Origin of the sequence: Polaromonas sp. (assembly GCF_029945925.1) — a bacterium.
Classification (GTDB): Bacteria; Pseudomonadota; Gammaproteobacteria; order Burkholderiales; family Burkholderiaceae_C; genus Polaromonas.
On sequence record NZ_JAQSDN010000033.1, the window covers coordinates 156358 to 181739 of the forward strand.

The 25382-nt window shown below is 65.6% G+C and carries 26 protein-coding genes; 18 read left to right on the forward strand and 8 right to left on the reverse strand.

What is annotated here, in order from left to right:
- Positions 1–8 precede the first annotated feature (8 nt).
- The 4 genes from hpaE to hpaR are packed head-to-tail and all read right to left on the reverse strand — an operon-like array spanning position 9 to position 3353.
- Positions 9–1472 (reverse strand): 5-carboxymethyl-2-hydroxymuconate semialdehyde dehydrogenase, encoded by a 1464-nt coding sequence (hpaE, locus tag PSV40_RS08280; RefSeq protein WP_300536431.1) that lies wholly within the window; start codon positions 1470–1472, stop codon positions 9–11.
- Between the two features lie 2 nt (positions 1473–1474).
- Complete coding sequence (locus PSV40_RS08285) at positions 1475–2221, reverse strand: fumarylacetoacetate hydrolase family protein (protein WP_300536433.1); 747 nt, start codon at positions 2219–2221, stop codon at positions 1475–1477.
- Positions 2218–2925, reverse strand: a complete 708-nt coding sequence (locus PSV40_RS08290) for a fumarylacetoacetate hydrolase family protein (RefSeq protein WP_300536450.1) — start codon at positions 2923–2925, stop codon at positions 2218–2220. The genes PSV40_RS08285 and PSV40_RS08290 overlap by 4 nt, the downstream gene beginning before the upstream one ends.
- Positions 2922–3353 (reverse strand): homoprotocatechuate degradation operon regulator HpaR, encoded by a 432-nt coding sequence (gene hpaR / locus PSV40_RS08295; protein ID WP_300536451.1) that lies wholly within the window; start codon positions 3351–3353, stop codon positions 2922–2924. The genes PSV40_RS08290 and hpaR overlap by 4 nt, the downstream gene beginning before the upstream one ends.
- Before the next feature lie 106 nt (positions 3354–3459).
- On the opposite strand from hpaR, the gene radA reads away from it, so the two are divergent.
- From radA to waaF, 7 genes are all read left to right on the forward strand, one after another.
- A complete protein-coding gene (radA, locus tag PSV40_RS08300) occupies positions 3460–4827 on the forward strand; it encodes a DNA repair protein RadA (RefSeq protein WP_300536453.1) in 1368 nt (455 codons plus the stop codon).
- A 36-nt stretch (positions 4828–4863) separates the two neighbouring features.
- Entirely contained in the window at positions 4864–6384 is a 1521-nt protein-coding gene (locus PSV40_RS08305) for a BCCT family transporter (protein ID WP_300536455.1), read from the forward strand.
- A gap of 25 nt (positions 6385–6409) precedes the next feature.
- Complete coding sequence (locus PSV40_RS08310; RefSeq protein ID WP_300536457.1) at positions 6410–7186, forward strand: metallophosphoesterase family protein; 777 nt, start codon at positions 6410–6412, stop codon at positions 7184–7186.
- A 197-nt stretch (positions 7187–7383) separates the two neighbouring features.
- Positions 7384–7818, forward strand: coding sequence for a glycerate kinase (locus PSV40_RS08315; RefSeq protein ID WP_300536459.1), 435 nt, complete (start codon positions 7384–7386; stop codon positions 7816–7818).
- 98 nt (positions 7819–7916) lie between these two features.
- Complete coding sequence (locus tag PSV40_RS08320) at positions 7917–8858, forward strand: branched-chain amino acid transaminase (RefSeq protein WP_300536461.1); 942 nt, start codon at positions 7917–7919, stop codon at positions 8856–8858.
- A 2-nt stretch (positions 8859–8860) separates the two neighbouring features.
- Positions 8861–9070, forward strand: coding sequence for a zinc-finger domain-containing protein (locus tag PSV40_RS08325; protein ID WP_300536463.1), 210 nt, complete (start codon positions 8861–8863; stop codon positions 9068–9070).
- Between the two features lie 142 nt (positions 9071–9212).
- Complete coding sequence (gene waaF / locus PSV40_RS08330) at positions 9213–10172, forward strand: lipopolysaccharide heptosyltransferase II (protein ID WP_300536465.1); 960 nt, start codon at positions 9213–9215, stop codon at positions 10170–10172.
- A gap of 3 nt (positions 10173–10175) precedes the next feature.
- Here the strand turns inward: waaF and PSV40_RS08335 are convergent, their stop codons facing one another.
- The 4 genes from PSV40_RS08335 to PSV40_RS08350 form a co-directional block, all read right to left on the reverse strand.
- Positions 10176–10793, reverse strand: coding sequence for a carboxymuconolactone decarboxylase family protein (locus tag PSV40_RS08335; RefSeq protein ID WP_300536467.1), 618 nt, complete (start codon positions 10791–10793; stop codon positions 10176–10178).
- A gap of 391 nt (positions 10794–11184) precedes the next feature.
- Positions 11185–12396 carry an ATP-binding protein gene (locus tag PSV40_RS08340; protein WP_300536469.1) on the reverse strand — a complete coding sequence of 404 codons (1212 nt, stop codon included), beginning with the start codon at positions 12394–12396 and terminating at the stop codon, positions 11185–11187.
- A gap of 153 nt (positions 12397–12549) precedes the next feature.
- Positions 12550–13260, reverse strand: a complete 711-nt coding sequence (locus PSV40_RS08345; RefSeq protein WP_300536595.1) for a response regulator transcription factor — start codon at positions 13258–13260, stop codon at positions 12550–12552.
- A 269-nt stretch (positions 13261–13529) separates the two neighbouring features.
- Positions 13530–14936 carry an AmpG family muropeptide MFS transporter gene (locus PSV40_RS08350; RefSeq protein ID WP_300536471.1) on the reverse strand — a complete coding sequence of 469 codons (1407 nt, stop codon included), beginning with the start codon at positions 14934–14936 and terminating at the stop codon, positions 13530–13532.
- 71 nt (positions 14937–15007) lie between these two features.
- Here PSV40_RS08350 and PSV40_RS08355 point away from each other — a divergent pair, with 71 nt between their 5' ends.
- From PSV40_RS08355 to hpxZ, 11 genes are all read left to right on the forward strand, one after another.
- Positions 15008–15826: a M48 family metallopeptidase gene (locus tag PSV40_RS08355; protein ID WP_300536473.1), complete on the forward strand. Its 819-nt coding sequence runs from the start codon at positions 15008–15010 to the stop codon at positions 15824–15826.
- Between the two features lie 4 nt (positions 15827–15830).
- Complete coding sequence (locus tag PSV40_RS08360; protein WP_300536475.1) at positions 15831–16178, forward strand: Hpt domain-containing protein; 348 nt, start codon at positions 15831–15833, stop codon at positions 16176–16178.
- A gap of 15 nt (positions 16179–16193) precedes the next feature.
- Positions 16194–16583, forward strand: coding sequence for a response regulator (locus PSV40_RS08365; RefSeq protein ID WP_300536476.1), 390 nt, complete (start codon positions 16194–16196; stop codon positions 16581–16583).
- 99 nt (positions 16584–16682) lie between these two features.
- On the forward strand, positions 16683–18311 hold the full coding sequence (locus PSV40_RS08370) for an MFS transporter (RefSeq protein ID WP_300536478.1): 1629 nt from the start codon (positions 16683–16685) through the stop codon (positions 18309–18311).
- Between the two features lie 333 nt (positions 18312–18644).
- Complete coding sequence (locus PSV40_RS08375) at positions 18645–20456, forward strand: allophanate hydrolase (protein ID WP_300536597.1); 1812 nt, start codon at positions 18645–18647, stop codon at positions 20454–20456.
- Between the two features lie 52 nt (positions 20457–20508).
- Complete coding sequence (locus PSV40_RS08380) at positions 20509–21516, forward strand: ABC transporter substrate-binding protein (protein WP_300536480.1); 1008 nt, start codon at positions 20509–20511, stop codon at positions 21514–21516.
- A gap of 86 nt (positions 21517–21602) precedes the next feature.
- Entirely contained in the window at positions 21603–22454 is an 852-nt protein-coding gene (locus PSV40_RS08385) for an ABC transporter permease (protein ID WP_300536482.1), read from the forward strand.
- A gap of 2 nt (positions 22455–22456) precedes the next feature.
- Entirely contained in the window at positions 22457–23278 is an 822-nt protein-coding gene (locus tag PSV40_RS08390) for an ABC transporter ATP-binding protein (protein ID WP_300536484.1), read from the forward strand.
- Positions 23279–23292: 14 nt separating this feature from the next.
- Positions 23293–23508 carry an AtzG-like protein gene (locus tag PSV40_RS08395; protein WP_300536485.1) on the forward strand — a complete coding sequence of 72 codons (216 nt, stop codon included), beginning with the start codon at positions 23293–23295 and terminating at the stop codon, positions 23506–23508.
- 2 nt (positions 23509–23510) lie between these two features.
- A complete protein-coding gene (locus PSV40_RS08400; protein WP_300536486.1) occupies positions 23511–24983 on the forward strand; it encodes an AtzE family amidohydrolase in 1473 nt (490 codons plus the stop codon).
- A 5-nt stretch (positions 24984–24988) separates the two neighbouring features.
- Positions 24989–25366 (forward strand): oxalurate catabolism protein HpxZ, encoded by a 378-nt coding sequence (gene hpxZ / locus PSV40_RS08405; protein ID WP_300536487.1) that lies wholly within the window; start codon positions 24989–24991, stop codon positions 25364–25366.
- Positions 25367–25382: the final 16 nt, after the last annotated feature.

Consider the following 25382-nt stretch of genomic DNA (forward strand, 5'->3'; position numbering starts at 1 on the left):
TGTCATATTCATGCGGCCCCCCAATGCGGAATATGGTGCGACCCCAGCGACACCGCCACGTTCTTCGGCTCACAGAACACTTCGTAACTCCAGGTGCCACCCTCGCGGCCGGTGCCCGATGCCTTGGTGCCGCCGAAGGGCTGGCGCAAATCGCGCACGTTCTGGCTGTTGACGAAACACATGCCGGCCTCGACGGCGGCAGCGACGCGGTGCGCGCGGCCCAGGTTCTCGGTCCAGACATAACTCGACAGGCCGTACTGCGTGTCATTGGCCAGGCGAATCGCGTCGGCTTCATCCTTGAACGGGATCAGGCAGGCGACAGGGCCGAAAATTTCTTCCTGGGCGATACGCATGTGATTGTCCACGTCGGCAAACACCGTGGGCAACACATAGTTGCCCTTCCTGACGCGGTCCGGCAGGTCCGGCGTGCCCAGTCCGCCGCACAGCAGGGTGGCGCCTTCTTTCGGGCCGAGCTCGATGTAGCTGCGCACCTTGGCCAGGTGGCCCTGCGAAATCATGGGGCCGATGGTGGTGGCTTCGTCGAGCGGATCACCGACCTTGATGCGTTTGGCGCGCTCCACGAATTTCGCGGCGAAGTCGGCGTAAATCGATTGCTGCACCAGGATGCGGCTGCCGGCGGTGCAGCGCTCGCCGTTGTTGGAAAAAATCATGAACACCGCGGCGTCGAGCGCGCGCTCGAGGTTCGCGTCGTCAAAAATCACGAACGGTGATTTGCCGCCCAGCTCCATGCTGAATTTTTTCAGGCCGGCGGCCTGCACGATGCGGTTGCCGGTGGCGGTGGATCCTGTGAAGGAAATCGCGCGCACATCGGGGTGGCGGCACAGCGGTTCCCCCGCGTCCTTGCCGTAGCCGTGCACGATGTTGAGCACGCCGGGCGGAATGCCGGCTTCCAGCGCCAGTTCACCCAGGCGCGCCGCTGTCATCGGCGAGAGTTCGCTCATCTTCAGCACCGCGGTGTTGCCAAACGCCAGGCAGGGCGCGACCTTCCAGGTGGCCGTCATGAAGGGCACGTTCCAGGGCGAGATCAGCGCGCAGACGCCGGTCGGGTGGTACAGCGTGTAGTTCAGGTGCGTCTCGGTCGGGTAGGTGTGGCCATCCACCCGCGTGCACATCTCGGCAAAATAATAGAAGTTGTCGGCCGCGCGCGGGATCAACTGCTTGCCGGTCTGCGCAATCACCTGGCCGCAGTCGTTGGTCTCCATCTGCGCGATCTCGGGCACATGGGCGGCGATCAGGTCGCCGAGCTTGCGGACCAGTTTGGCACGCTGCGGTGCCGGCATGCCGGCCCACTTCGGAAAGGCCTCTTTCGCGGCGGCCACGGCGGCGTTGACTTCGGCCTCGCCGCCAGCAGCCACTTCGGCCAGCACGTCCTGTGTGGCGGGGTTGACGGTCTCGAAGTAGCTGCTGCCGGCAACGGCCTTGCCGTTGATGAGGTGATCTATTCTTGTCATGTTCATTCAATCGTGTTGAAAAGTTCGCCCAGGCCCTCGATGCTGGTGACCACCACGTCACCGGGCCGACAATCGACCACGCCGTCGGGTGTGCCGGTCAGGATCAGGTCGCCTGGTTGCAGCGTCATGAAGCTGCTGAAATATTCGATCAGGAAAGGCACGTCGAAAATCATGTCGCGCGTGTTGCCGGACTGCGTGATCTTGCCGTTGACGGTGGTTTGCAGCGCCAGCGCCATGGGGTTGGGGACATCGGCTGCGTCCACCAGCCAGGGGCCTAGCGGCGTGCAGGTATCGCGGTTTTTCACGCGAAGGTTGGGCCGGTACCAGTTTTCGAGGTAGTCGCGGATCGCGTAGTCGTTGGCGATGGTGTAGCCGGCGATGAAGTCGTACGCGTCGTCGCGTTTCACCTTTTTGGCCGTTTTTCCGATGACCACCGTGAGTTCACATTCGTAGTGCATGAACTGCACGCCGGCCGGGCGGCGCGTGAGTTGCCGGTGACCGGTCAGCGTGCCTTCTCCCTTGATGAAAACCAGCGGCTCCTCGGGCGCCTTGAATTCAAGCTCTTTCGCGTGGTCGGCGTAGTTCAGGCCCAGCGCAAGGATGGTGCGCGGGCGTGGCGTGGGCACCAGCGGTGGCAGCCAGGTGACGGCGTCTTCACTGACGAGCCGGCCATCATCGAGCAGCAATCGGCCATCGCGTTCGACGGCGTGCTGAGTCTTGCCTTCATACATGACGCTGGCGTGCTTCATGATGATGTGGCCCCCACGCTCCGCACTGGCGTGTCGTCGCTGCCCCCCGAGGGGGCGCTCGCGCCTGGGGGCGGCCCGGCGTCGCTCGGTTCCTCCACAAGCATATTGCTCAACGTGCCAAAGCCCGGCGCGCTGATGTTGATGCGATCACCCCGCCTGGCCAGCGGCCGGCCCGCATCACAGCCCAGCATCAGCACATCGCCGGGGCGCAGCGTCATGAAGCCGCCGACATCGGCCAGCAGCCGGTCGGCATCCCGCACCAGATGGTTGAAGTTCACGGTTTGTTTGAGTTCGCCGTTGATGCGAACCTCCAGCATGAAGCCCGAAGGATCGCCGGCTTGGCTGGCAGGCACCAGGCGCTCGGCTATGCCCAGAAAGCCGTCCAGGCATTTGAACTTGACGGGCGGCCGGAAAAAACTGGCGTGCGGAACGGACAGGTCGTTCACCAGCACGTAGCCCGCCACTTCGCCGGCCCCACCCATCACCATGGCGATGCTGGCGCCGACTTCAACCTCAGGGACCCGAGCCGGCACGGGAATGCTGGCGCCGCTGGCGCTCCAGGTGTTGGCCGGCTTGACATACAGAACCGGCGCTTGGGGCGGCGCCTTGTAGGGCGGCTGGTTCATCTGCGGCGCCAGCGCCTCGACCTCCGCGCGGAAGTTCAGCAGCACGCCATACACGGTTCCTTCAGGTATCCAGCTCATGGCTGCTCCAGTGCAATCACTTCGTCGAGCAGCGCATACAGCTGGGCGAGTTTGTCTTTTCCCAGGGTTTTTTCCATCCAGGCGTAGTGCGCTTCGATGGCCCCCGAGAGTGTGGTCACCAGCTGCACACCTTTGTCCGTGGCTTCCACGGTGGTGCGCCGCTGGTCCGCCGGATCGCGCGAGCGCTGGATCAGGCCGTCGCGCTCCATGCGGGTCAGCACGCCGGTCAGGCTGGGGCCGAGGATGAAGGCTTCGCGTGCGACCTTGCCGGTTTCGACCACGCCGTGTTCACCCAGCACCCGCAGCACCCGCCACTGCTGGTCGCTCAGCGCATGTTCGCGCAGGCGCGGCCGGGTGTGCGCCATGACGGATTCGCGCGCCTGCAGAAGCAGGCGGGGCAGGTTGCGGTGAATAAAAGGCGTGTTCATGGGCAAGATGGGTTTATTTAATATATTAAATGATTTTGAAACTTGCCACCAACCGCGCGAGACCAGGATTAACCCGTACTGGGAATAAATACAGTAATATTGCCGGATGGCCAAAGACAAGACGATTTACACCTGCACCGAATGCGGCGGCATCAGCCCCAAATGGCTGGGCAAGTGCCCGCACTGCGGCGCCTGGAACACGCTGATCGAATCCGTCGCGGAAAGCCAGTCGCCGGTGAAAAACCGTTTTGCCTCGTTGGCGAAACCGTCAGAAGTGGCGACCCTGGCCGACATCGAGGCGACCGACATGGCGCGCACGCCCACCGGGCATGAGGAGTTGGACCGTGTGCTCGGCGGCGGCATCGTCGAAGGCGGCGTGGTGCTGATAGGCGGCGACCCGGGCATCGGCAAATCAACCCTGCTGCTGCAGGCGCTCGATTCCCTGCAGCGCGCAGGTCTCGACACGCTGTATGTGACAGGCGAGGAAAGCGGCGCCCAGGTCGCCCTGCGTTCACGCAGGCTCGGGCTGGACGGCTCCCAGGTCAAGGTGCTGGCGGAGATCCAGCTCGAAAAAATCCTCGCCACGCTGGAAGCGACGCGGCCGGCCGTGGCCGTGATCGATTCCATCCAGACGGTGTATTCCGAGCAGCTCACGTCGGCGCCCGGTTCGGTCGCGCAGGTGCGCGAATGCGCTGCCCACCTGACGCGCGCGGCCAAGGCCAGCGGCGTCTGCATCGTGCTGGTCGGCCATGTCACCAAGGAAGGCGCCCTGGCCGGCCCGCGCGTGCTCGAGCACATGGTGGATACCGTGCTTTATTTCGAGGGCGACACCCATTCGAGCTTTCGCCTGGTGCGGGCCATCAAAAACCGCTTCGGTGCGGTCAATGAAATCGGCGTGTTTGCCATGACCGAAAAAGGCCTGAAGGGGGTGAGCAACCCCAGCGCGATTTTCCTGAGCCAGCATGCCGAACCGGTGCCCGGCAGCTGTGTGATGGTGACCTTGGAGGGCACGCGTCCGCTGCTGGTGGAAATCCAGGCACTGGTCGACAGCGGCGGCCCCAGCCCGCGACGCCTGTCGGTGGGCCTCGACCGGGATCGCCTGGCGATGCTGCTGGCGGTGCTGCACCGCCACGCCGGCATTGCCTGCATGGACCAGGACGTGTTCGTCAACGCGGTTGGTGGCGTGCGCATCAGCGAGCCGGCGGCCGACCTGGCGGTGATGCTGGCCATCACTTCCAGCCTGCGCGGCAAGCCGCTGCCCAAGGGCTTCATCGCCTTCGGCGAGGTCGGCTTGGCCGGCGAGGTGCGTCCCGCGCCGCGCGGCCAGGAGCGGCTCAAGGAAGCGGCCAAGCTGGGTTTCAGCGTGGCCGTGGTGCCCAAGGCCAACGCGCCGAAAAAGCCGATCGAAGGCCTGACCATCCATGCGGTGGAGCGGGTCGAGCAGGCCATGGACGTGGTGCGCAGCCTGGAATAGGTCCATACTGCAGCGTTTGAACTCACACGCTGTCGCATGGAACTAGTCATCTCTGCCGGGCTGATTGCCGCGGTCGTCCTCTGGGGTTTGTTGTCCCCCGCCACGCTGGACAGCGTGTTCAGCGAGCTGCTGGGCAGCATTACACGCAACTTCGGCTGGTTTTACCTCTGGGTGGTGCTGGGCTTGGTGGTGCTGGCATTTTTTCTGGCTGTCAGCCGCTACGGCGATCTTAAGCTTGGGGACGAGGACGATGAGCCCGAGTTTTCAGTGGGCGCCTGGTTTTCCATGTTGTTCGCTGCAGGCATGGGCATAGGCCTGGTGTTCTGGGCCGTTGCCGAACCGGTGTCCCACTACGTGACCGCGCCCCCGGGTGTCGCCCCCGGAACGCCGGAGGCGGCCAACACCGCCATGCGTTACGCCTTTTTCCACTGGGGGCTTCATCCCTGGGCGATCTACGGCATCGTCGGCCTCTCGATCGCCTTTTTCCAGTTCCGCCGTAAGTCCTCAGCGCTGGTCAGCTCCGTGACCGAGGCGCTGCCCTGGACCTTCATCCAGCGGCTGTCGCCCGCCTTCAATGTGCTGGCGGTCGTGGCAACGGCCTTTGGTGTTGCCGCTTCCCTGGGCATGGGCGCGACACAGATCAACAGCGGCCTCCACGCGGTATTCGGCCTGCCGGTGGGCCCGGCGTCGCAGGCGGCCATCATCGTGGTGACGACGGTGCTGTTTCTGGCGTCCGCCTTGAGCGGCGTGGGCCGCGGCATCAAGTGGCTCTCCAGCGGCAACCTCATGCTGGCCGGTGCCTTGGCACTGGCCGTGCTGCTGGTAGGCCCGACCATCGCCATCATCGACACTTTCACCAACACCCTGGGGTCCTACCTGAGCGAATTCGTGCGCATGAGCCTGCGCATGACGCCTTTCCGGGAAAACGCATGGGTCGGCGACTGGACCATTTTTTACTGGGCCTGGTGGCTGTCCTGGTCGCCTTTTGTCGGCCTGTTCATTGCGCGCGTCTCGCGCGGCCGGACCATACGCCAGTTCATTGCGGGAACAGTGTTGGCGCCCACGCTGGTGGGTTTTGCCTGGTTTTCGATTTTTGGTGGAACAGCGCTTTACATGGAGATTTTCCAGGGCGTCCCGCTGGCAGAGGCCGTCAAGGCCGATGTCTCCACCGCGCTGTTTGCCCTGTTCAGTGCCTTGCCGGGAGGCGCCATCATGTCGGGGGTGGCCACGGTACTGGTGCTGGTTTTTTTCGTGACCTCCGGCGATTCGGCCACGCTGGTGCTGGCCATGATGAGCACCCGCGGCAACCCCGCGCCGCCGGCACGCGTCAAGGTCATCTGGGGGGTGTTGATCTCGGGCATTGCGCTGAGCCTGCTATTGGCAGGTGGCCTGAAAGCGGTGCAGACCGCCACCATTGTTTTTGCGTTGCCGTTCTCGCTGGTGGTGGTGCTGATGGCGGTCTCGGTGACGCGCGCCATTCGCCAGGACTGGCTAGCCGAGCAGCAACGGGAAAAAGCCCTGCGCCGCAAAATGCAGGCGCTGGTCAAGGACCGGTAGTCCTTCCATCCGGACAGAGCGGAATATGAAACTCGCGGTCATCTCCGACATCCACGGCAATCTGCTGGCGCTTGAGGCGGTGCTGGCGGATATTGCGCGCCAGGGTGTGGACCAGACCGTCAACCTCGGCGACATTCTGAGCGGGCCGCTGCAGCCGGCAGCAACCGCCGACCTGCTGATGGCGCGGGACTTCCCGACCATACGCGGCAACCACGATCGCCAGCTGCTGGCCTTGCTTGCGCCCGGTGCTTCGGCCATGGACCCGCTGAGCAGCGACGGGTTTGCGGCAGCACAAGTGAATGCAGCGCAGGCCGGGTGGCTGCGCGCGCTGCCTGCCGGGCGGGCGCTGGAGCCGGACATTCGCCTGTGCCACGGCACACCCGGCACCGACCTGCAGTACTGGCTGGAAACCGTGGTGCCCGGCTTTGGCGACATGGGCAGCGCGGGAATCCGGCCGGCCACGCCTGAAGAGGTGCGTGAGCGTCTCGGTGACGAGCGGCATGGGCTGGTGCTGTGCGGCCACACCCATGTGCCCCGCGTTGTGCAGTGCGGCGGCTCGCTGGTGGTCAATCCGGGCAGTGTCGGTCTGCAGGCCTATGGCGACGCCCGTCCCCATTCGCATGTTGTTGAGACCGGCGCCCCGCATGCGCGTTATGCCCTGCTTGAACAGGCGCCAGGTGGCTGGCAAGTCCAACTGCGCGCCGTACCTTATGCCCACGAAGCCCAGGCCGAGGTCGCGCGGCGCCACGGCCGGCCGGACTGGGCCCACGCGCTTTTGACCGGACGCATGCCGCGGGCATGAAATGCTCCTGAATTTATAGCTGCTTGCGCCCGTGGAATAAGGGCTAATGGCATATTTTGTTTCAAGGTTTTCATCATCTGCACGATGGCGCCTGCCCTGGCCTGGTACCGCTGCCTCGCCTTTGAAAATTCCTGCAGGCCGGCACGCCTACGCAGTCCCCACAGACCGGGTCCGCGCACAGCTGCGAAAATAGAGCCATGAACTTCCAGAAAATTTTTGTTCCGATTGCCGGCGTCGCCGTAGTGGTGCTGGCTTACCGCGGTTTCGGCTGGGCCGGTGTGGCGGCTGCGGTCGGCGGCCTGATGATGTGGCTGCTGCTTCACTTCACCCGCATGATGCAGGTGCTCAAACGCGCGGCCAACCGGCCCATCGGTTATGCCGACAGCGCCGTCATGCTCAATGCCAAACTCAAGCCGGGCATGACGCTGCTGCACGTGGTGGCCATGACCCGAAGCCTGGGCACGCTGCAATCGGACAAGGACGCGCAGCCCGAGGTGTTCCGCTGGACCGATGGCAGCCAGTCGCATGTCACCTGCACCTTTGTCGGCGGCAAGCTGGCGCACCATGAACTTTTCAGGCCGCAGGTAGAGGATTCGCTGCCGGCCGCCGATGGCCCGCCGCCCGGCCCGTAAAATCAGCGTTTCGGGTTTTTCGGCAGTTTCTCCGGTCCGGCCGGCAGCAGGCCAGGCGCCGGGAACCCTTTCACGACATTCATCACAGGATCAGCACCATGTCCCCAGTAGCACCCTCCATGGAAGACCGCGACGGCAAAATCTGGATGGATGGCCAGATGGTCGAATGGCGCGACGCCAAAATCCACGTCCTGAGCCATACCCTGCATTACGGCTGCGGCGCCTTCGAAGGCGTGCGCGCCTACAAGACGGCCGACGGCAGCACGGCCATCTTCCGGCTCGAGGAACACACCGAGCGCCTGTTCAACAGCGCCAAGATCCTGCGCATGAAAATTCCTTTCAGCCAGGAAGAGGTCATGGAAGCGCAAAAGGCCGTGGTGCGCGACAACAAGCTGGAAAGCTGCTACCTGCGGCCGCTGACCTGGATAGGCTCGCAGAGGCTGGGCGTCAGCCCCAAAGGCAACACCATCCACCTGATGGTGGCCGCCTGGCCCTGGGGTGCCTACCTCGGCGAAGAAGGCATGCAACGCGGCATCCGCGTCAAAACCTCCAGCTACACGCGCCACCACGTCAACATCACGATGACGCAGGCCAAGGCGGTCAGCAACTACACCAACTCCATCCTCGCCAACATGGAAGCGCTGGACGACGGCTACGACGAAGCGCTGCTGCTGGACGCCTCGGGCTTTGTCAGCGAAGGCGCGGGTGAAAACATCTTCGTGGTCAAGGGCGGTGTGGTTTACACGCCTGACCTGTCGGCCGGTGCTCTCAACGGCATCACGCGCAACACCATCCTGCACATCTGCAAGGACCTGGGCCTCGAACTGGTCCAGAAGCGCATCACGCGCGACGAGGTGTATATCTCCGACGAAGCCTTCTTCACCGGCACGGCCGCAGAAGTCACACCCATCCGCGAACTCGACCGCATCGAGATCGGCGCCGGCTCGCGCGGGCCCATCACCGAGAAAATCCAGAGCGCGTTTTTTGACATCGTCAATGGCCGCAACCCCAAGTACGCACACTGGCTCGCGAAAGTCTGATCATGAGTACCTCTTTCACCGTCGAGCTGCTGGCCAAGGACCTGAACCCGCAAGGCGGCGTGTTCTGCCCCAGCCCCAAGGCCGAGATGGCCGTCTGGAACAGCCACCCCAAGGTCTACCTCGATGTGGCGCGCACCGGCCAGGCCAAGTGCCCCTACTGCGGCACGACTTACGCGCTGAAAGCGGGCGAGCACGTCGGCGCTGGCCACTAAGGTGCCTGCCTCCCTTCAAGCGGCCGCCGCGGAACCGGCTTCGCCGGGCCGCCAGCGGCGCCCCCCTGGGGGGGAGGCGGCCGGAGGCCGCTTCGGGGGGGCTTCCTTAATCATTGCCCCTCAGTGGATAGGCGACGCAGTCATGACCGAGCCGCTGCTGCGGCGCCTGCACGCGCGGGGTGAACAGCTCAGCGTCGGCGCGTTGCCCTGGGTGGCGCCGGTGTACCGCGCGATGCCGCAGGTGCACGAGGTCATCGAATTCCCGTTTGCGCATGGCGGCCTGCAGTTGAAGGCGCGCCGCGCGCTGGCGAAGCGGATCGCCGGCCGGTTTGACACCGCCTACGTGCTCCCCAACTCGCTGAAAAGCGCCTTGCTTCCCCTGCTGGCCGGCATTCCCAAACGTGTCGGCTATCTGGGTGAAGCGCGCATCGGCCTGCTCACGCACCGCCTGAAAAATCCGGCCAAAGGCCAGCGTCCGCCCATGGTGGCGTTTTATTCGGCGCTCAGCGGCGACACAGATCTGGACACCGACCGGCCGCAGTTGCAGATGCCGGCGGCCGAGGTGGCGCAGGCGCTGGCCGAGCTCGGCCTGGAGCGCGGCGGCTATGACGTCTTTGCACCGGGCGCGGAATACGGCCCGGCCAAGCGCTGGCCCGCGGCGCATTTTTCCGAACTGGCGCAAAGCCTGGCCCTGCCGGTGGTGTTGCTGGGCTCGGGCAAGGAAGCGGCGCTGTGCGAAGAGATTGCCGGCCCGGCCAACGCGGTGCGACCCGGTGCCTGCCTCAACCTGGCCGGCAAGACCACGCTGGTGCAGGCGCTGTGCGCCATCGCAGCGGCCCGCCAGGTGGTCAGCAACGACTCGGGCCTGATGCACGTGGCGGCGGCCTTTGGCGTGCCGCAGGTCGCCATCTTCGGCTCGTCGAGCCCGCTGCACACGCCGCCGCTGAGCGCGAAAGCCACGGTGCTGTGGCTGAAGAACGATGCGGACTACCTGCCACCGCTCGATTGCGCGCCGTGCTTCGAGCGTGAATGCCCGCTGGGCCACACGCGCTGCCTGAACGACGTCGGCGCGGCGCGGGTGCTCGCGGCACTGTCGCCCTGAAACTCAGGCCGGAAAGGCCGCCAGGGCGCTGAAGCCCGGCTGGGGCTGCCCCGGTGTGCGCGCCACATTCATCACCCAGCAGACCATCGCGAAATAGCCGACCAGCGTGGTCAGTTCCACCACGCCCTGTTCGCCGAAGAGCGCCAGGGCGGCGGCATACGAGCTGTCGCTGACGCCGTGGTGCTGCAGCAGTTCGGTCACGAAGTCCACCATGGCCGCTTCGTCGGGGGCGGTGCTGTGCGGGTATCGGCCTTCGGCAATGGCCTCCAGGCTGGCTTGCGGCACGCCGGCCTTGAGCGCCAGCGGTGCATGCATCAGCCATTCAAACTGGTTGGACACATGGCGCGCGACCAGGCACATCGCCAGCTCGCGGATGCGCACGTCCAGCATGCTGTCAAAACGCAGGTACTCGCCCACCTGGCCAACCCGCGCCATCAGCGCCGGACTGCGCAGCAGGGGAATGAAAGGACCGAACACTGCCTTGCGCGGGCCGGCGATCAGGGCATCGGCCGCTTCGCGCTGCGCTGCGGACATCGCTTCGGCCGGCAGCATGGGAAGCCGATCCGGGGCCGGGGTGGAGAAGCCCTGGCTGACAGGTGCGGCGGGATGGTTGGTATTCACGCGAAAACTCCTGCAATGACGTGGCTGGCGGGGAACCGGAAAAGCAGGGCATGACGCAGGGCCGTGCTGCCTTTCCATCGGCTAGCGATGGTAACGCGGGGAAGCGACTGCCCCGCAGGTGTATTCGGGCAAAAAAAGACCACCTTGCGGTGGCCTTGCCAAGTCTTTTGAGGGACGTCGTTGAGACTGATGATCTGTTGATCGATTTGAAGTCTTCTGCCTTTGTTGTCAGCGATCGATGTTGTCACAGCAACTGCGCAACTTTAATGGGTAGATAGTTTTTATGGCATCCCCTATTTGGGGGAGAAATGTCGTTTTTTCGCGTAACGGTGTTACAAAATGCGATTTTCTTCACGCGGGTGTCAGCGCGGCGGCCTTGTCGGCGCCTGCGCTAGGCGGCAGCCGGCATCGGCAGCTCGACCACAAAAGAAGCGCCTCCGCCCGGCCTGTCCTCGCAGCGCACGCTGCCGCCATGGCGCTCGGTGATGGATTTGACCAGCGCCAGGCCCAGCCCCACACCCCCTTCGCGCTCGCTGGCGCCCGGCAGGCGATAGAAGGGCTCGAAAATGCGTTCACGCTGGTCCGGCGGCACACCCGGTCCGTGGTCGTTGACGCGGATCACGGCACGCCGCTGCGCACCCGCGCCGGTCTGTCCGAGCTCCAGGCTGACTTCGCCGTTGCTGTAACGCCTGGCGTTTTCCAGCAGGTTGCGGATCAGGCGGCGCAGCAGGCGCGCCGAGCCCTGCAGCGTGAGGCTTTCGGTCTGGGTCGCCGTGCCGAGTTCGGCCTGCACCCGGGCACATTCCTCGGCCGCCAGACCGGTCAGGTCCAGCAGCTCGAACGGTTCGGCGTCGGCCTGTCTGGTATCGAGCCGGCTGGCCAGCAGGATTTCGTCGATCAGCTGGTCCAGCTCGTTGATGCTGCGCGAGATTTCGGCGCGCTGCGTCGAACCGGCGCCGCCACCCATCAGCTCCAGGCCCATGCGGATGCGCGCCAGCGGCGAGCGCAACTCGTGCGAGGCATTGGCCAGCAGCGATTTGTGCGAGGCCAGCAAGGCTTTCTGTGACTCCATCAGCGTTTCGATGCGCTCCGCGGCGTGGTTGAAGCGTTCCGCCAGAAAAGCCACTTCGTCGCTGCCCTGGACGGTCATGCGGGCCGACAGGTCGCCGCTGCCCCAGCGCTCAACGCCGCGCTGCAGGCCTTCGAGCCGCTGCGTCAGCCGGCGGATGATGGGATAGGCGCCCAGCGCGACAGCCAGCGCGACCAGGCCCAGCATCCAGCCAAAGCCAAAACCGTAGGGCGGGCGGTTCCAGGAGTTGCCCGGAGGGCGTTTGGGCCGGGGCAGCAGCAGGTTCAGGGTCTGCCCGTCCTTGGTCAAGACATCAAACTCGAGGCTGTCGCCGAGCTTGCGATCCGGCTTGGTCTGTGCCCGGCCGATGACTTCGCCGGCAGCGTTGTGCACCAGGACTTCGCGGATCGGCAATTGCGGCGGATCGGTGCTCAGTTGCCAGGCTGCGCCAACGAGGAAAGCGAGCACCACCACCGTGGCCACCACGGCGAGCCAGATCCGTACATACAGATGCGAGGTAAAACGTGACCACATGGGAGACCCCTACAACTCCGATTTTCGGGCGCATGACTGCGTTGCGCGGTGCCCGGAACCCTCATGCTCCCAAGTGCATTCCGGTGTCCTGCGCTCCGTGCGCCTTGCCCTGCATCCCGACAATCGAATTTCTGGAAGTCCCATAAGACCGGATCAATCCTGCTGCTTGGCAAACACGTAACCCACACCGCGCACCGTCAGGATGCGTTTGGGGTCTTTCGCATCGAGCTCGATGGCGCTGCGGATGCGGCCCATGTGGACATCGATCGAGCGGTCAAAAGCTTCGAGTTCGCGGCCGCGCACGGCTTCCATGATCTGGTCTCTGGAGAGCACGCGGCCGGCGCGTTCGGCCAGCGCCACCAGCAGGTCGAACTGGTAGGACGTCAGTTCGCAGACCTTGCCGGAAACCGACACGGTGCGCGCGTCGCGGTCGATCTCGAGCGAGCCGAAGCGCATGGCCTGCTGGCTGCCACCCGTGCTGGGGGCCTCGCCGCCGCGGCGCAGTACCGCGCGGATGCGGGCCAGCAATTCACGCGGCTCAAAGGGTTTGGGCAGGTAGTCGTCGGCGCCGATTTCCAGGCCGACAATGCGGTCCATGGGGTCGCCCTTGGCGGTCAGCATCAGCACGGCCGTGCGGCCGGCGTCGCCGCCCAGGCCCTTGATGCGCCGGCACACTTCGAGGCCGTCCATGTCGGGCAGCATCAGGTCGAGAATCACCAGATCAGGCTTGCAGCTTTGCAGCGCTTCCAGGCCCTTGCCGCCATCGACCGCATGGGTAAATCCATAACCCGACTGGCGCAGGTATTCCCCCACCATGGTCGCCAGGCGGGTGTCGTCTTCGATCATCAGGAGTTGCTGTGTCATGGGCGGGTTCGCTGCGCGGTTGCCTGTGGGCTGATCAGTGTAGCCACTGGCGCCGGCCGGCGGGCTGGCCGCCAGCACGTCGGTGGTGAAAGGGCTGGGGGTACGGTCACTCATGGAGGCTCCTTCGTCAATGACTGCCTCATGGTGCGCGCCGCCCAACAAGTCGCGTTGAAGCCGCTGTAAAGTTAGGTAAACCGTCGCGGCCGCCAGGACCGACCCCTGCGGGTCTTCGGCATGCTATGAAATCGGTAGCTGCCGGCGCCCGTGAGTCAAGGGTTGGGCGGCATTTTCATGCGTGAAGCCAGCCACACCAGCAGCAGCACCGGCGCCCCCAGCAAGGCCGTCCCCGTGAAAAAACTGCTGTAACCAAACGCGTCCACATAGGTGCCAGAATAGCCGGCCAGAAACTTCGGCAGCAGCAGCATCATGGAGCTGAACAAGGCGTACTGCGTGGCCGAATAGTTGATGTTGGTCAGGCTCGAGAGGTAGGCAATGAAGGCCGCCGAGGCGATGCCGCTGGACAGGTTGTCGGCCGAGATCACGAAGATCAGCGCATGGACATCGTGACCGAGCGTTCCCAGCCAGGCAAACAGCAGGTTGCTGCCGGCGCTCAAGACGGCGCCCAGCATCAGCACGCGCATCACGCCAAAACGCATGGCCAGCGCCCCGCCGACAAAGGCGCCGACCAGTGTCATGATCACGCCATAGATCTTGGTAACGGCCGCCACTTCATCCTTGGTGTAACCCATGTCGACGTAGAACGGGTTGGCCATGATGCCCATCACCACGTCGCTGATGCGGTAGACGGCGATCAGCATCAGGATCAGCGCCGCCTGTTTGCCATAACGGCGCAGGAAGTCGGCAAAGGGCTCGACCAGCGCGCTTTTCAGCCACTCGGCGGCGTTGCGCGCAGGCGGCAGCTCGCGCGGCGCCGGCTCAGGCGAAAACAGCACCGTCACCACGCCCACCAGCATGGACGCCGCCATCGCGAAATAGGCCATCTGCCAGGCGCCGTGCTGGTAGCCGATGACACCGCCCGCACCGGCGACTTCGGCCCGCGCGGCAATCCACAAAACACCGGCGCCGGCCCAGATCATCGCCATGCGGTAGCCGGTCTGGTAGGCCGCCGCCAGCGCGGCCTGGCGCTGCACGTCGGCCGACTCGATGCGAAAGGCGTCGAGTGCAATGTCCTGCGTGGCCGAGCCAAAGGCCACGGCGAGCGCGCACCAGACCACCGGCAGCAGGGCGATTTTGGGATCGGTCAGCGCCATGCCGACCAGGGCCGCCATGATGACGGACTGAGACAGCAGCAGCCAGCTGCGCCTGCGCCCCAGCAGGCGCGTCAGCAGCGGGATCGGCAAGCGGTCCACCAGCGGCGCCCAGACCCATTTGAAGCCATACGCCAGCCCGACCCAGCTCAGGTAACCAATGGTGGTGCGGTCAATGCCGGCTTCGCGCAGCCAGAAACTCAGCGTGCCGAACACCAGCAGCAGCGGCAGGCCGGCGGAAAACCCGAGCAGCAGCATGCGCAGGGTCGGCGCCTCGAGGTAGACGCGCAAGGTCTCGCCCCAGCTTGGGCGCGCGGCCCGGGCGGGAGCGATTGCGGAAGGATGAGCTTCAGAAAGCGGCGTTGGCTGACGTTTTGCCTGGGGATCGTCGGATAAGGTCTCGCTCATGCAGGAATAATACGCTGTGGGCCGTTTGGCCCGACCGGCTGGAACTTGCCCTTTATTATTTGGAGAAGGCGATGACATTTGCGTTGAGACTGACCCTGGCGGCCTTGTCCGCGGCCTTGGTGCTGGGCGCAGCGCCCGCCATGGCGCAGCGCGAAGGTGTCGAAGTGGGCAAGAACTCCGGCTTCACCCAGCTGGTGCCGGCGGGGGAGATCGAGCAGGCCTCCCGGCAGCAATACAGCAAGATGTTGCAGGAGGCGGCGGCCCAGAAGGCTCTGGCCCCTGCCGGCCATCCGCAACTGCAGCGACTGCGCCGCATTGCCCAGCGTGTCATCCCGCATGCCGTGGCCTGGAATCCGCGTGCGAAGGACTGGCAGTGGGAGGTCAACCTGATTGGCAGCAAGCAGATCAATGCGTTTTGCATGCCGGGCGGAAAAATTGCCTTTTACACCGGCATCCTGGACCAGCTGCAACTGAACGACGACGAAGTCGCGATGATCATGGGCCACGAGATGGCCCATGCCCTGCGTGAACACGCGCGCGAGCGCATGGGCAAGTCGGCGGCCACCAACATCGGTGCCAGCCTGCTGTCCAATCTGCTGGGCCTCGGGGACCTGGGCCAGACCGTTGCAGGTCTCGGCGTGGAGCTGATCAACCTGCGTTTTGGCCGTGAAGACGAGTCCGAGGCCGATCTGGTCGGCATGGAACTCGGCGCGCGCGCCGGCTTTGACCCGCGCGCCGGCATCACACTCTGGCAGAAAATGGCCGCGGCCAACAAGGGCGCGCCGCCGCAGTGGCTGAGCACCCACCCCGCCGGCGCCACGCGCATTGCCGACATGGAACGCACCCTGCCCAGGGTGATGCCGCTGTACGAGCGGGCGCGAAAAAGCTGAGCGCATGAATACCCCGCAGCAGGCGTTCCAGAAGTTTCTCGATCAGCAGCGTGCCGACTACCAGCGCGCCTTGCCGGAAAAAATAGCACACATCCGCGCCCTGTGGAGCGCGGTGGCCGACGGCGACGAAACGGCGCTGCCGGTGGAACTGGAGCGCCTGGTGCACACCCTGGCAGGCACGGCCGGCACCCTGGGGTTTCATGAGGTGGGCGCGGCCGCCAGGGCGCTGGAGCTGCTGCTCGAACAGGCCGCGCTGGCCGGTCAGTTACCCTTGTCACCACAGCGCGCCGACATTGCCCTGGCCGTTGCCGCGCTGCAGGCCAGCCTGCCGGCCGACGAACCTCTTTCTTGACCAAGGACGATAACCATGAGCAAAACACTTGCCCGCATTCTTTATGTCGAAGACGAACCCGACATCCGCATGGTGGCGCAGATGGCCCTGGAGGCCGTGGGCGGCTTCACCGTGATCGCTTGCCCGTCAGGCAGCGAGGCGCTGGCCGCGGCACCGACCGCCCAGGCCGACCTGCTGCTGCTCGACGTCATGATGCCGGGCATGGACGGCCCGAGCACGCTCAAGGCCCTGCGGGCGCTGCCCGCCACGGCAGACACGCCGGTGATTTTCATGACGGCCAAGGTGCAGGCCACCGAAGTGGCGCAGTACCGCGAGCTCGGAGCGATCGACGTGATTCACAAGCCGTTTGATCCGATGGAGCTGTCGGCGCAGATCAGCCGTATCTGGGCGCAGCAGGGGTCGTAAAAACGCATTGGCGACTGCAGCCCGGCAGTAACGGTTCTTGAGCAGAACCAGCTTGGCTGCTGGTCATTGAAGCCAGACCTGTCTCAGGACCTCCGCCCCATGCCCCACTCCCCCCCGCCGGATCTGCCCGGCGTCCCCGCCGCGAGCCGTCACGACCCGGCCTCGCTGTCGGCCTGGGCGCCCCTGCGCTCACCGGTTTTCCGCATGTTGTGGGGCACCTGGATGGCCGCCAACATCTGCATGTGGATGAACGACGTTGCCGCCGCCTGGCTGATGACCTCGCTGACCACCTCGCCGATCTGGGTGGCCCTGGTGCAGTCCGCCTCGACCTTGCCGGTCTTCCTGCTGGGCCTGCCCAGCGGCGCGCTGGCCGACATCCTGGACCGGCGCCGCTACTTCATCATCACGCAGTTCTGGGTGGCCGCCGTGGCCCTGGTGCTGTGCCTGACGATTGTGATGGGCGCCATGACCGCGCCGCTGCTGCTGGCGCTGACCTTTGCCAACGGCGTCGGGCTGGCCATGCGCTGGCCGGTGTTTTCGGCGATTGTTCCGGAGCTGGTGCCGCGCGCGCAGTTGCCGGCGGCACTGGCGCTCAACGGCATCGCCATGAACGCCTCGCGCATCATCGGCCCGCTGGTGGCAGGGGCGTTGATTGCCGGTGCCGGGAGCGAATACGTTTTTATTCTCAACGCGGTGATTTCGCTGGTGTCCGGTTTTGTGATCATGCGCTGGCGCCGCGAACACGTGCCCAGTCCGCTGGGCCGCGAGCGCCTGATCAGCGCCATGCGTGTCGGCGTGCAGTTCGTGCGCCAGTCGGCACGCCTGCGCGCGGTGCTGCTGCGGGTGGCGCTGTTTTTCTTTCATTCCACCGCCTTGCTGGCCCTGTTGCCGCTGGTGGCGCGCGGCCTGCACGGCGGCGGTGCCGGCACCTTCACGCTGCTGCTGGCGTCCATGGGCTCGGGCGCGATTTTTGTGGTGGCCTTCCTGCTGCCGCGGCTGCGCCGCACCTTGTCCCGCGATGCCATGGTGCTGGGCGGCATGGGCCTGCAGTCGGCAGCCACGGCCATCATCGCCTTTGCGCCGAATGCCTACGTCGCCGCGCCGGCCATGTTTCTGGCGGGCGCGGCCTGGATCACCACCGCCAACACCCTGAGTGTCTCGGCGCAGCTCGCCCTGCCCGACTGGGTGCGTGCGCGCGGCATGTCGATGTTCCAGATGGCGATCATGGGCGCCAGCGCACTGGGTGCGGCGGTCTGGGGCCAGATTGCGACCGTGACCAGTGTCCCGACCAGCATGCTGATCGCCGCATCAACAGCCATGGTGGCCATGGGTGCCACGCAGTTGCTGCTGCGCGACCGCAGCATCGAGGAGGACCTGACGCCGTCGCGCGAATTCAAGGTGCCCAGCGCGGAAGCGCCGCCACTGACCGGCCAGGTGCGCACCCTGATCGAGTACCGGATCGATCCGGCCCGGGCCCTCGAATTTCGCACGCTGATGCAGGAAAGCCGGCGCAGCCGGCTGCGCCAGGGCGCGCTGGCCTGGGAGCTGCTGCGCGACATCTCGGACCCGGGACGTTACGTCGAGCAGATCACCGACGAGTCCTGGACCGAACACCTGCGCCGCTTTGACCGCGTGACGGCGGGCGACGTGGCCTTGCGCGACCGCAAGCTGGCGTTTCACCGGGGCGAAACGCCGCCGGTGGTGACGCGGCTGGTGCTGGAGAGTTGATGCCGCTTTCTCGCCGGGCTGGCCCGCCGGCTCAGCGCAGTTTTTCCGGATCGGTGTGGTGGCGCTGCCAGGCGTCGCCAGCCCGCGGGCCGGGCCGCCGTGGTGCCGCGTAGGAGAGAAAAATGGCTTCGGGCCCTTTCTGGACAAGCGCTGACAGCTATTGATTAAATAGCAAATCCGTTCTGAGCCGGTTCGGCGCTCCGCGTCCCGAACTCGTCGCCCGCACTTGGCACACCTCTTGCATCTCATCTTGTACACAAGTATGGATGCTTTAAATTGGTGCGAAATTCTTTAACCTCTGATTTGACCGGCCAGCCGCCGGCACCGGACAACATGCCGGCCGCTGCGGACGGCACGGCGCTCGCGCCGCGGGCCTGGATCTGCCGCGCCACGCCGCCGGCAAGCGCCAGTGCGCAGGGAACCTCGGCCGGGCCGCTGGCGGGGCTGAGCTTTGCTGTCAAGGACAACATCGACGCCGCAGGCGTGCCCACCACCGCGGGTTGCCCGGCTTTTGCCTACACACCGACTGCCAGTGCCTTTGTTGTGCAAAAACTGCTCGATGCTGGTGCACAGCTAGCCGGCAAGACCAACCTCGACCAGTTCGCCTGCGGGCTGAACGGCACCCGTTCACCTTTCGGGGCCGTGCCCAATGCGTTTAATCCCGCTTATGTGTCAGGCGGCTCCAGTTCCGGCTCGGCCTACGTGGTGGCCACCGGGCAGACCGACTTCTCGTTGGGCACCGACACGGCCGGCTCGGGCCGGGTGCCGGCGGGGCTCAACAACATCGTCGGCCTCAAGCCTTCACGCGGCCTGATCAGCGCGCGCGGTGTGGTCCCGGCCGCGCAAAGCGTGGACTGTGTGTCCATCTTTGCGCGCACGGTGGCCACCGCGGTCCAGGTGCTGGAAAGCGCCATGGCGCATGACGCGCTCGATCCGTATTCGCGCCGGCTGGCGCTGGCCAGCGAACCGTTTGCACCGGCCTTCCGTTTCGGGGTGCCGGCGACGCTGGAGTTCTACGATGACGGTGCCGCAGAAGCGGCCTTCCGGGAGGCCGTGGCGAGACTGCAGGCCCTGGGCGGCACGCCCGTGGCCATTGACTTTGCACCGCTGGCGCAGGTCGCGGCCCTGCTCTATGAAAGCGCGCTGGTGGCCGAACGCTACACCGCCATCCGCAGCTTCTTCGACGACCATGAAGCCGAGGTGGTCGAGCCGGTGCGCAGCATCATTGCCGCGGGCCGACAGTACAGCGCGGCGGATCTGTACGAAGTGCAAACCGAATTGAAGCGCCTGGGCCAGCAGGCCGACGCGATGTGGTCTTGTTCCGCCGACGGCCGCAGCGAAGGGCCGCCCCAAGCAAGGCCAGCCCCCCCGGGGGGCAGCGAACCACACGCAGTGGGGAGCGTGGGGGCCAACATTGACGTGTTGGTGGTGCCGACCGCACCGACGCATTACACGATTGCGCAAATGCAGCAGGACCCGGTGGTGCTCAACCGCAGGCTGGGTGCGTACACCAACTTCGTGAACCTGCTCGACTACGCCGCCCTGTCCGTGCCCAGTGCCGTGCGCGCCGACGGGCTGCCGTTTGGCATCACCCTGATCGCCCCTTGCGGCAGCGACTGGCAGCTGGCCGACCTCGGCCAGCGCTACCACCACGCTACCGGCTTGACGCAGGGCGCGACCGGCCTGCCCCTGCCCGCCATGCGCGCCATCGCCGGCCTGCGCAAGCCGGCAATGGCGACAGCAATGGTGCGGGTGGCAGTGGTCGGTGCACATCTGTCGGGCATGCCCTTGAATACCCAGCTGACCGAGCGTGGGGCCGTGCTGGCAGGCCCCGCCGAAACCGCGCCCGATTACAGGCTGTTCGCCTTGCAGGGCACCACCCCGCCCAAGCCCGGCCTGCTCCGTGTCGGTGCCGGCCAGGGGGCCTGTATCGCGCTTGAAATCTGGGAGATGCCGCTTGCTGCCTACGGCTCGTTTGTGGCGCTGATCCCCGCGCCTCTGGGCATAGGCACGCTGGCGCTTCGCGACGGCAGCACGGTGCAGGGTTTTGTCTGTGAGCCCGAAGCGCTGCACGGGGCGCTGGACATCTCGCACCTGGGCGGCTGGCGCGCTTACATGACTTCGCTCAAGACGGCCGCGGCCTGACACCTTGCACGGATTCCCAACCCTTCTCCCTCTATTACTTCAGGAGCTTTCCATGACCACTGTCCGCACTTCCTCCACCTACACGGCCTCGCGCAGGAAAGTCCTGCAAACCGGCGCGGCCATGCTTGGCGCACTGGGCATGCCTGCCATCGTGCGTGCCCAGGCCGCACCGAAGATCCGCATCGGCTACTGGCCCATCGCCGCCGGCCTGCCGTTTTACGCGGCCATCGAGCTGGGCTACTTCAAGGAAGCCGGCCTGGACGTGGAAGCGCTCAAGTTCGCTGGCGCCCAGCAGGTGATGGAGGCCGTGCTGTCGGGCCGTTCCGACGGCACCGCCAACGGCACCGGCTCGGCCAACATTGCCATCGGCGAGCTGGCCCAGCCCGGCACCTTCAAGATCTTCTGCTCCAACCCGAGCAATGTGAAGAATGTGCTCGACGAAGTCATCGTGCCGGTGGCCAGCCCCGCCAAGGTGATGGCCGACCTCAAGGGCAAACGTATCGGTTCGGGTCCCGGCATCCAGAACGTGACCCTGGCCAAGACCGTGCTGGAGCGCGGCGGTGCCCTGGGTGCCACGGTGGTCGAGCTGCCGATCGGCCAGCATGTGGCCGCGCTGGCTGCGGGCCAGATCGACGGCGCCTACACGCTGGAGCCCACCGGCACCATAGGCCGCATGAACGGCACCACGCGCGTGCTCGAGGCCGGCGTGATCTCCAGATACGTGCTGGGTGACAACATGGCGCCCTGGTTCGGCGGCTCCGCCTCGCTGTCCTCGGAGTTCATCAAGAAGAATCCCGATGCCGCGAAGAAGTTTGTTGCCGCCTACGGCAAGGGCGTGGCTCACGTGCGCAGCAAACCGGTCGAGGCGCGCCAGTACCTCAAGGGTTACACCCCCATCGAAGGCGCGCTGACCGGCGAGGTGCCGCTGGCGGCCTACATGATGTACAACGAGTTCAAGCCGGCCGACGTCGCGCACTTCCAGAAGTTCTTCGACCTGTTCTCCGAAAAAGGCATCTTCAGTTCGCGCCTCATGGTGGACTCGATGCTCTACAAAGGTTGAGAAATGACCGCCCCCACGTTTGCCGCTTCGCGGCTTCTCTGCCCCCCGAGGGGGCGCATGTCGCCTTGGGGCGGCCCGGCGGCGACATGATGGACGTCACCTCCTCCGTGACGGCGGCGCCGGCAGCGCCCGTCAAGCCCTGGGCGCCGCCGGCCAGCGCGCCGGCGGTCGTTGTGCAGCGCACGCCGGCGCTGGACAGGGCGTTGCCCTTCATCGGCCCGGTGGTGCTGTTCATCGTCTGGGACCTGGTGGTGCGCCTGGGCTTCATCAAGGCCATCCTGTTGCCGCCACCGCTCGATGCGCTGGGTGCACTGGTCAACGGCCTGGCGGGCGGCCCCCTGCTCAAGGACTTTGCCGTCACGGTGTGGCGCACGGTGCAGGCCTTCCTGATCGCCGCCGCCGTCGGCATGCCGCTGGGTGTTCTGCTGGGCAGCTCCGAGAAGGCTTACCGCAGCGTCGAGTTCCTGATCGACTTTTTCCGCTCCACACCGTCGTCGGCGCTGATCCCGTTGTTTCTCATGATCTTCGGCGTGTCCGACATCAACAAGGTCGCGATTGCGGCTTTTGGCGCGCTGCTGATCGTGGTGTTCAACAGCGCCTACGGCGTGATCAACGCGCGCAAGCAACGCGTGATGGCGGCCAGGGTCATGGGCGCGTCGCGTTGGCAGGTGTTCAAGGACGTGTTGATCTGGGAAAGCCTGCAGCCGAGTTTTGTCGGCCTGCGTTCGGCCGTGTCGATGGCGCTGGTGATCGTGATCGTGGCCGAGATGTTCATTGGCGCCGACAGCGGGCTGGGCAACCGCATCATCAACTCGCAGCAGGTCATGAACGTGAAGGACATGTATGCGTCGATTCTGGCAGCAGGCGCGCTGGGTTATGCACTGAATATTCTCTTTCTCGTTGTTGAGCGTCGTATTGTTCATTGGAGTGGAAGGTAGCCATGTCTGCAGTTCTCAACGCCCCTGTGTTTGCCGATGTGCCCGTTCCCGGGTTCCGGCCCGGCCCAGCCGGCACCCACATCACCATACGCGGGCTGACCAAATATTTTGCCGGCTGGCCGCTGTACGAGGACTTCAGCCTAGACATCCCGAAACACAAGATCGTCTCGGTGTTCGGGCCCAACGGCTGCGGCAAGTCCACGCTGATCAACATGATCGCCGGGCTGGTGCCCATCGACGCCGGTGAAATCCTGTTCGACGGCAAGTCGCTGAAAGACACCAAGATCGGCTACGTGTTCCAGAACTACCGCGAGGCGATGTTTCCGTGGATGCGCACCATCGACAACATCGCCTACCCGCTCAAGCTCGAAGGCCGGTCCAAGGCCGAAGTGGACCGGCGCATGGCGGAACTGGTCGCTTCCTTCGACGTGAAGTTCGACCTCAAGCGTTACCCCTACGAACTCTCGGGCGGCCAGCAGCAGACCGCCTCCATCATGCGGGCACTGGCGAACAACCCCGAGGTGCTGTTCCTCGACGAGCCCTTCTCGGCGCTCGACTTTGAAATGACACTATTCATCCGCGAAAAGCTGCAGGAAGTGTTCATGCAGACCGGCACCACCATGCTGCTGGTCTCGCACGACCTTGAAGAGGCCGTCTACCTGGCCGACCAGGTGCTGCTGCTGACCAAGCGGCCCACCCGTGTGGCCGAAATCCTGCCGTATGGCGATGCGCGCCCGCGCACGGTGGAAACGCTGTCCGAGGCCAGCTTCATCGGCACCAAGAAGCGCAGCCTGGAAATCTTCCAGCGTGAAGTACGGCGTTGAACGGCGGGCCAACCATGAACGACACCCGCATGCTGGCTTACGTTGAAACCACGGCCGCGCTGCTCAAGCTGCCACTGGATGCGGCGCGTACCCAGCGCGTCGCGCTGAACCTGCAGCGCACGGCCGTGATGGCCGCGCTGCTGGAGGCCGCGCCCCTGGCTGCACACGACGAACTCGCGGAAATATACAGGCCGGCAGCCTTTCCGCCCAATATTGACGGGCGCCAATAGCTATGAAAAATATAGCAAATGGCGCGGAAGTCATGGCGGCAGCGGTCGCCTCGGGGGAGGTCAGCGCACGCGAACTGCTGGACGCCAGCCTGGCGCGTATCGCCGCGACCGACGGCCGGGTCAACGCCTTCACCGACCAGACGCACGCCCGTGCCCGTGCCGAGGCCGATGCCGTGGATGCGCAGCGGGCGGCGTCGCAGCCGCTCGGTCCGCTGGCCGGCGTGCCCTACGCCGTCAAAAACCTGTTCGACATCGAAGGGGTGGTGACCCTGGCCGGCTCCAGGGTCAACCGCGGTGATGCGGCGGCCACCGCCGACGCTTTTCTGGTCGGGCAAATGAAGGCGGCCGGCGCCGTGCTGGTGGGCGGGCTCAACATGGACGAATACGCCTACGGCTTCACCACCGAGAACACGCATTACGGTCCCTGCCACAACCCGCACGACCTCACGAGGATTGCCGGCGGTTCGTCGGGTGGCTCCGGTGCCGCAGTCGCGGCCGGCCAGGTGCCGGTGTCGCTCGGGTCGGACACCAACGGTTCCATCCGTGTGCCGGCCTCGCTGTGCGGCGTCTGGGGCCTCAAGCCCACTTTTGGCCGGCTCTCGCGCCGCGGCAGTTACCCGTTTGTGCACAGCATCGATCACCTCGGGCCGCTGGCCGACAGTGTGGCCGGCCTGGCGCTGGTCTATGACGCCTTGCAAGGCCCCGACGCCCTGGACCCGGGCTGCCAGGCCCTGCGCGTGCAGCCGGTCATGCCGCTGATCGGCCGGGGTATCGAAGGCCTGCGCATCGGCGTGCTGGGCGGCTATTTTCACGACAACGCCACGCCGGCCGCACGCGAGGTGGTGGCGCTGGCCGCCCGCACCCTGGGGGCGCAGACCGCGGTGACCTGGCCGGACGCGGCCCTGGCACGCGCCGCGGCTTTCATCATCACCGCCAGTGAAGGCGGCAGCCTGCACCTGGACGACCTGCGCACCCGCGCCGATGACTTCGAGCCGTTGTCGGTGGACCGCTTCATCGCCGGCGCCCTGCAGCCGGTCGACTGGTACCTGCGTGCCCAGCGTTTTCGCCGGGTCTACCGCGACAAGGTCAACGCCCTGTTTCGCGACTGGGATGTGCTGCTCACGGCGGCCACACCGGTCAGCGCGCCGGTCATCGGCACCGAGTGGCTGGACATCAACGGCGCGCAGCAACCCGCGCGTGCGTCCATGGGGCTGCTGACCCAGCCCATCTCGTTTGCCGGCTGTCCGGTCGTGACCGCGCCGCTGTGGCCTGCCGGCACCGGCGGCCTGCCGATCGGGGTGCAACTGATCGCCGCGCCGTGGCGCGAAGACCTGGCTTTCCGCGCGGCCAGGGCCCTCAGCGATGCCGGTGTAGCGCATGTCCGGCCCGCCTTGTGTCATGCCGGGCCTGATCCGGCATCCATGCCTCGCACATCCGGGTCCACCGCCATGGATTCCGGGTCTAGCCCGGAATGACAGACATGCTCGCCATCAACCTGCCCGATGTCCTGGCCGAAGTCACGGCCCAGTTCCAGCGTTACGAAAAGGCCCTGACCGGCAACGACGTGGCGGTGCTCGACGAGCTGTTCTGGAACAGCCCGCACACCCTGCGTTACGGCGCGACCGAAAACCTCTATGGCTACGACGCGATCCGGGCCTTCCGCGCCGGCCGCCCCGCGCAGGGGCTGGAGCGCACGTTGCTCAAGACCGCCATCACCACCTATGGCCAGGACATGGCGACCGCCAATGTCGAGTTCCAGCGCGCCGGCAGCGCCAAGGCCGGCCGGCAAAGCCAGACCTGGCTGCGCACGCCCGAGGGCTGGCGTGTGGTGTCTGCCCATGTGAGCCTGCTTGCATGAATCCTGCTTCCCGTTT

Bases quoted from the DNA above. Each gene is read 5' to 3' on its own strand.
- PSV40_RS08385 (WP_300536482.1), top strand. From the start codon at position 21,603: ATGATGGACGTCACCTCCTCCGTGACGGCGGCGCCGGCAGCGCCCGTC.
- PSV40_RS08285 (WP_300536433.1), bottom strand. From the start codon at position 2,221: ATGAAGCACGCCAGCGTCATGTATGAAGGCAAGACTCAGCACGCCGTC.
- hpxZ (WP_300536487.1), top strand. From the start codon at position 24,989: ATGCTCGCCATCAACCTGCCCGATGTCCTGGCCGAAGTCACGGCCCAG.
- PSV40_RS08340 (WP_300536469.1), bottom strand. From the start codon at position 12,396: ATGTGGTCACGTTTTACCTCGCATCTGTATGTACGGATCTGGCTCGCC.
- PSV40_RS08305 (WP_300536455.1), top strand. From the start codon at position 4,864: ATGGAACTAGTCATCTCTGCCGGGCTGATTGCCGCGGTCGTCCTCTGG.
- PSV40_RS08380 (WP_300536480.1), top strand. From the start codon at position 20,509: ATGACCACTGTCCGCACTTCCTCCACCTACACGGCCTCGCGCAGGAAA.
- PSV40_RS08325 (WP_300536463.1), top strand. From the start codon at position 8,861: ATGAGTACCTCTTTCACCGTCGAGCTGCTGGCCAAGGACCTGAACCCG.
- PSV40_RS08315 (WP_300536459.1), top strand. From the start codon at position 7,384: ATGAACTTCCAGAAAATTTTTGTTCCGATTGCCGGCGTCGCCGTAGTG.
- PSV40_RS08320 (WP_300536461.1), top strand. From the start codon at position 7,917: ATGTCCCCAGTAGCACCCTCCATGGAAGACCGCGACGGCAAAATCTGG.
- PSV40_RS08400 (WP_300536486.1), top strand. From the start codon at position 23,511: ATGAAAAATATAGCAAATGGCGCGGAAGTCATGGCGGCAGCGGTCGCC.
- PSV40_RS08360 (WP_300536475.1), top strand. From the start codon at position 15,831: ATGAATACCCCGCAGCAGGCGTTCCAGAAGTTTCTCGATCAGCAGCGT.
- PSV40_RS08390 (WP_300536484.1), top strand. From the start codon at position 22,457: ATGTCTGCAGTTCTCAACGCCCCTGTGTTTGCCGATGTGCCCGTTCCC.
- PSV40_RS08355 (WP_300536473.1), top strand. From the start codon at position 15,008: ATGACATTTGCGTTGAGACTGACCCTGGCGGCCTTGTCCGCGGCCTTG.
- PSV40_RS08350 (WP_300536471.1), bottom strand. From the start codon at position 14,936: ATGAGCGAGACCTTATCCGACGATCCCCAGGCAAAACGTCAGCCAACG.
- hpaR (WP_300536451.1), bottom strand. From the start codon at position 3,353: ATGAACACGCCTTTTATTCACCGCAACCTGCCCCGCCTGCTTCTGCAG.
- hpaE (WP_300536431.1), bottom strand. From the start codon at position 1,472: ATGACAAGAATAGATCACCTCATCAACGGCAAGGCCGTTGCCGGCAGC.
- radA (WP_300536453.1), top strand. From the start codon at position 3,460: ATGGCCAAAGACAAGACGATTTACACCTGCACCGAATGCGGCGGCATC.
- waaF (WP_300536465.1), top strand. From the start codon at position 9,213: ATGACCGAGCCGCTGCTGCGGCGCCTGCACGCGCGGGGTGAACAGCTC.
- PSV40_RS08345 (WP_300536595.1), bottom strand. From the start codon at position 13,260: ATGACACAGCAACTCCTGATGATCGAAGACGACACCCGCCTGGCGACC.
- PSV40_RS08365 (WP_300536476.1), top strand. From the start codon at position 16,194: ATGAGCAAAACACTTGCCCGCATTCTTTATGTCGAAGACGAACCCGAC.
- PSV40_RS08375 (WP_300536597.1), top strand. From the start codon at position 18,645: ATGCCGGCCGCTGCGGACGGCACGGCGCTCGCGCCGCGGGCCTGGATC.
- PSV40_RS08395 (WP_300536485.1), top strand. From the start codon at position 23,293: ATGAACGACACCCGCATGCTGGCTTACGTTGAAACCACGGCCGCGCTG.
- PSV40_RS08370 (WP_300536478.1), top strand. From the start codon at position 16,683: ATGCCCCACTCCCCCCCGCCGGATCTGCCCGGCGTCCCCGCCGCGAGC.
- PSV40_RS08290 (WP_300536450.1), bottom strand. From the start codon at position 2,925: ATGAGCTGGATACCTGAAGGAACCGTGTATGGCGTGCTGCTGAACTTC.
- PSV40_RS08310 (WP_300536457.1), top strand. From the start codon at position 6,410: ATGAAACTCGCGGTCATCTCCGACATCCACGGCAATCTGCTGGCGCTT.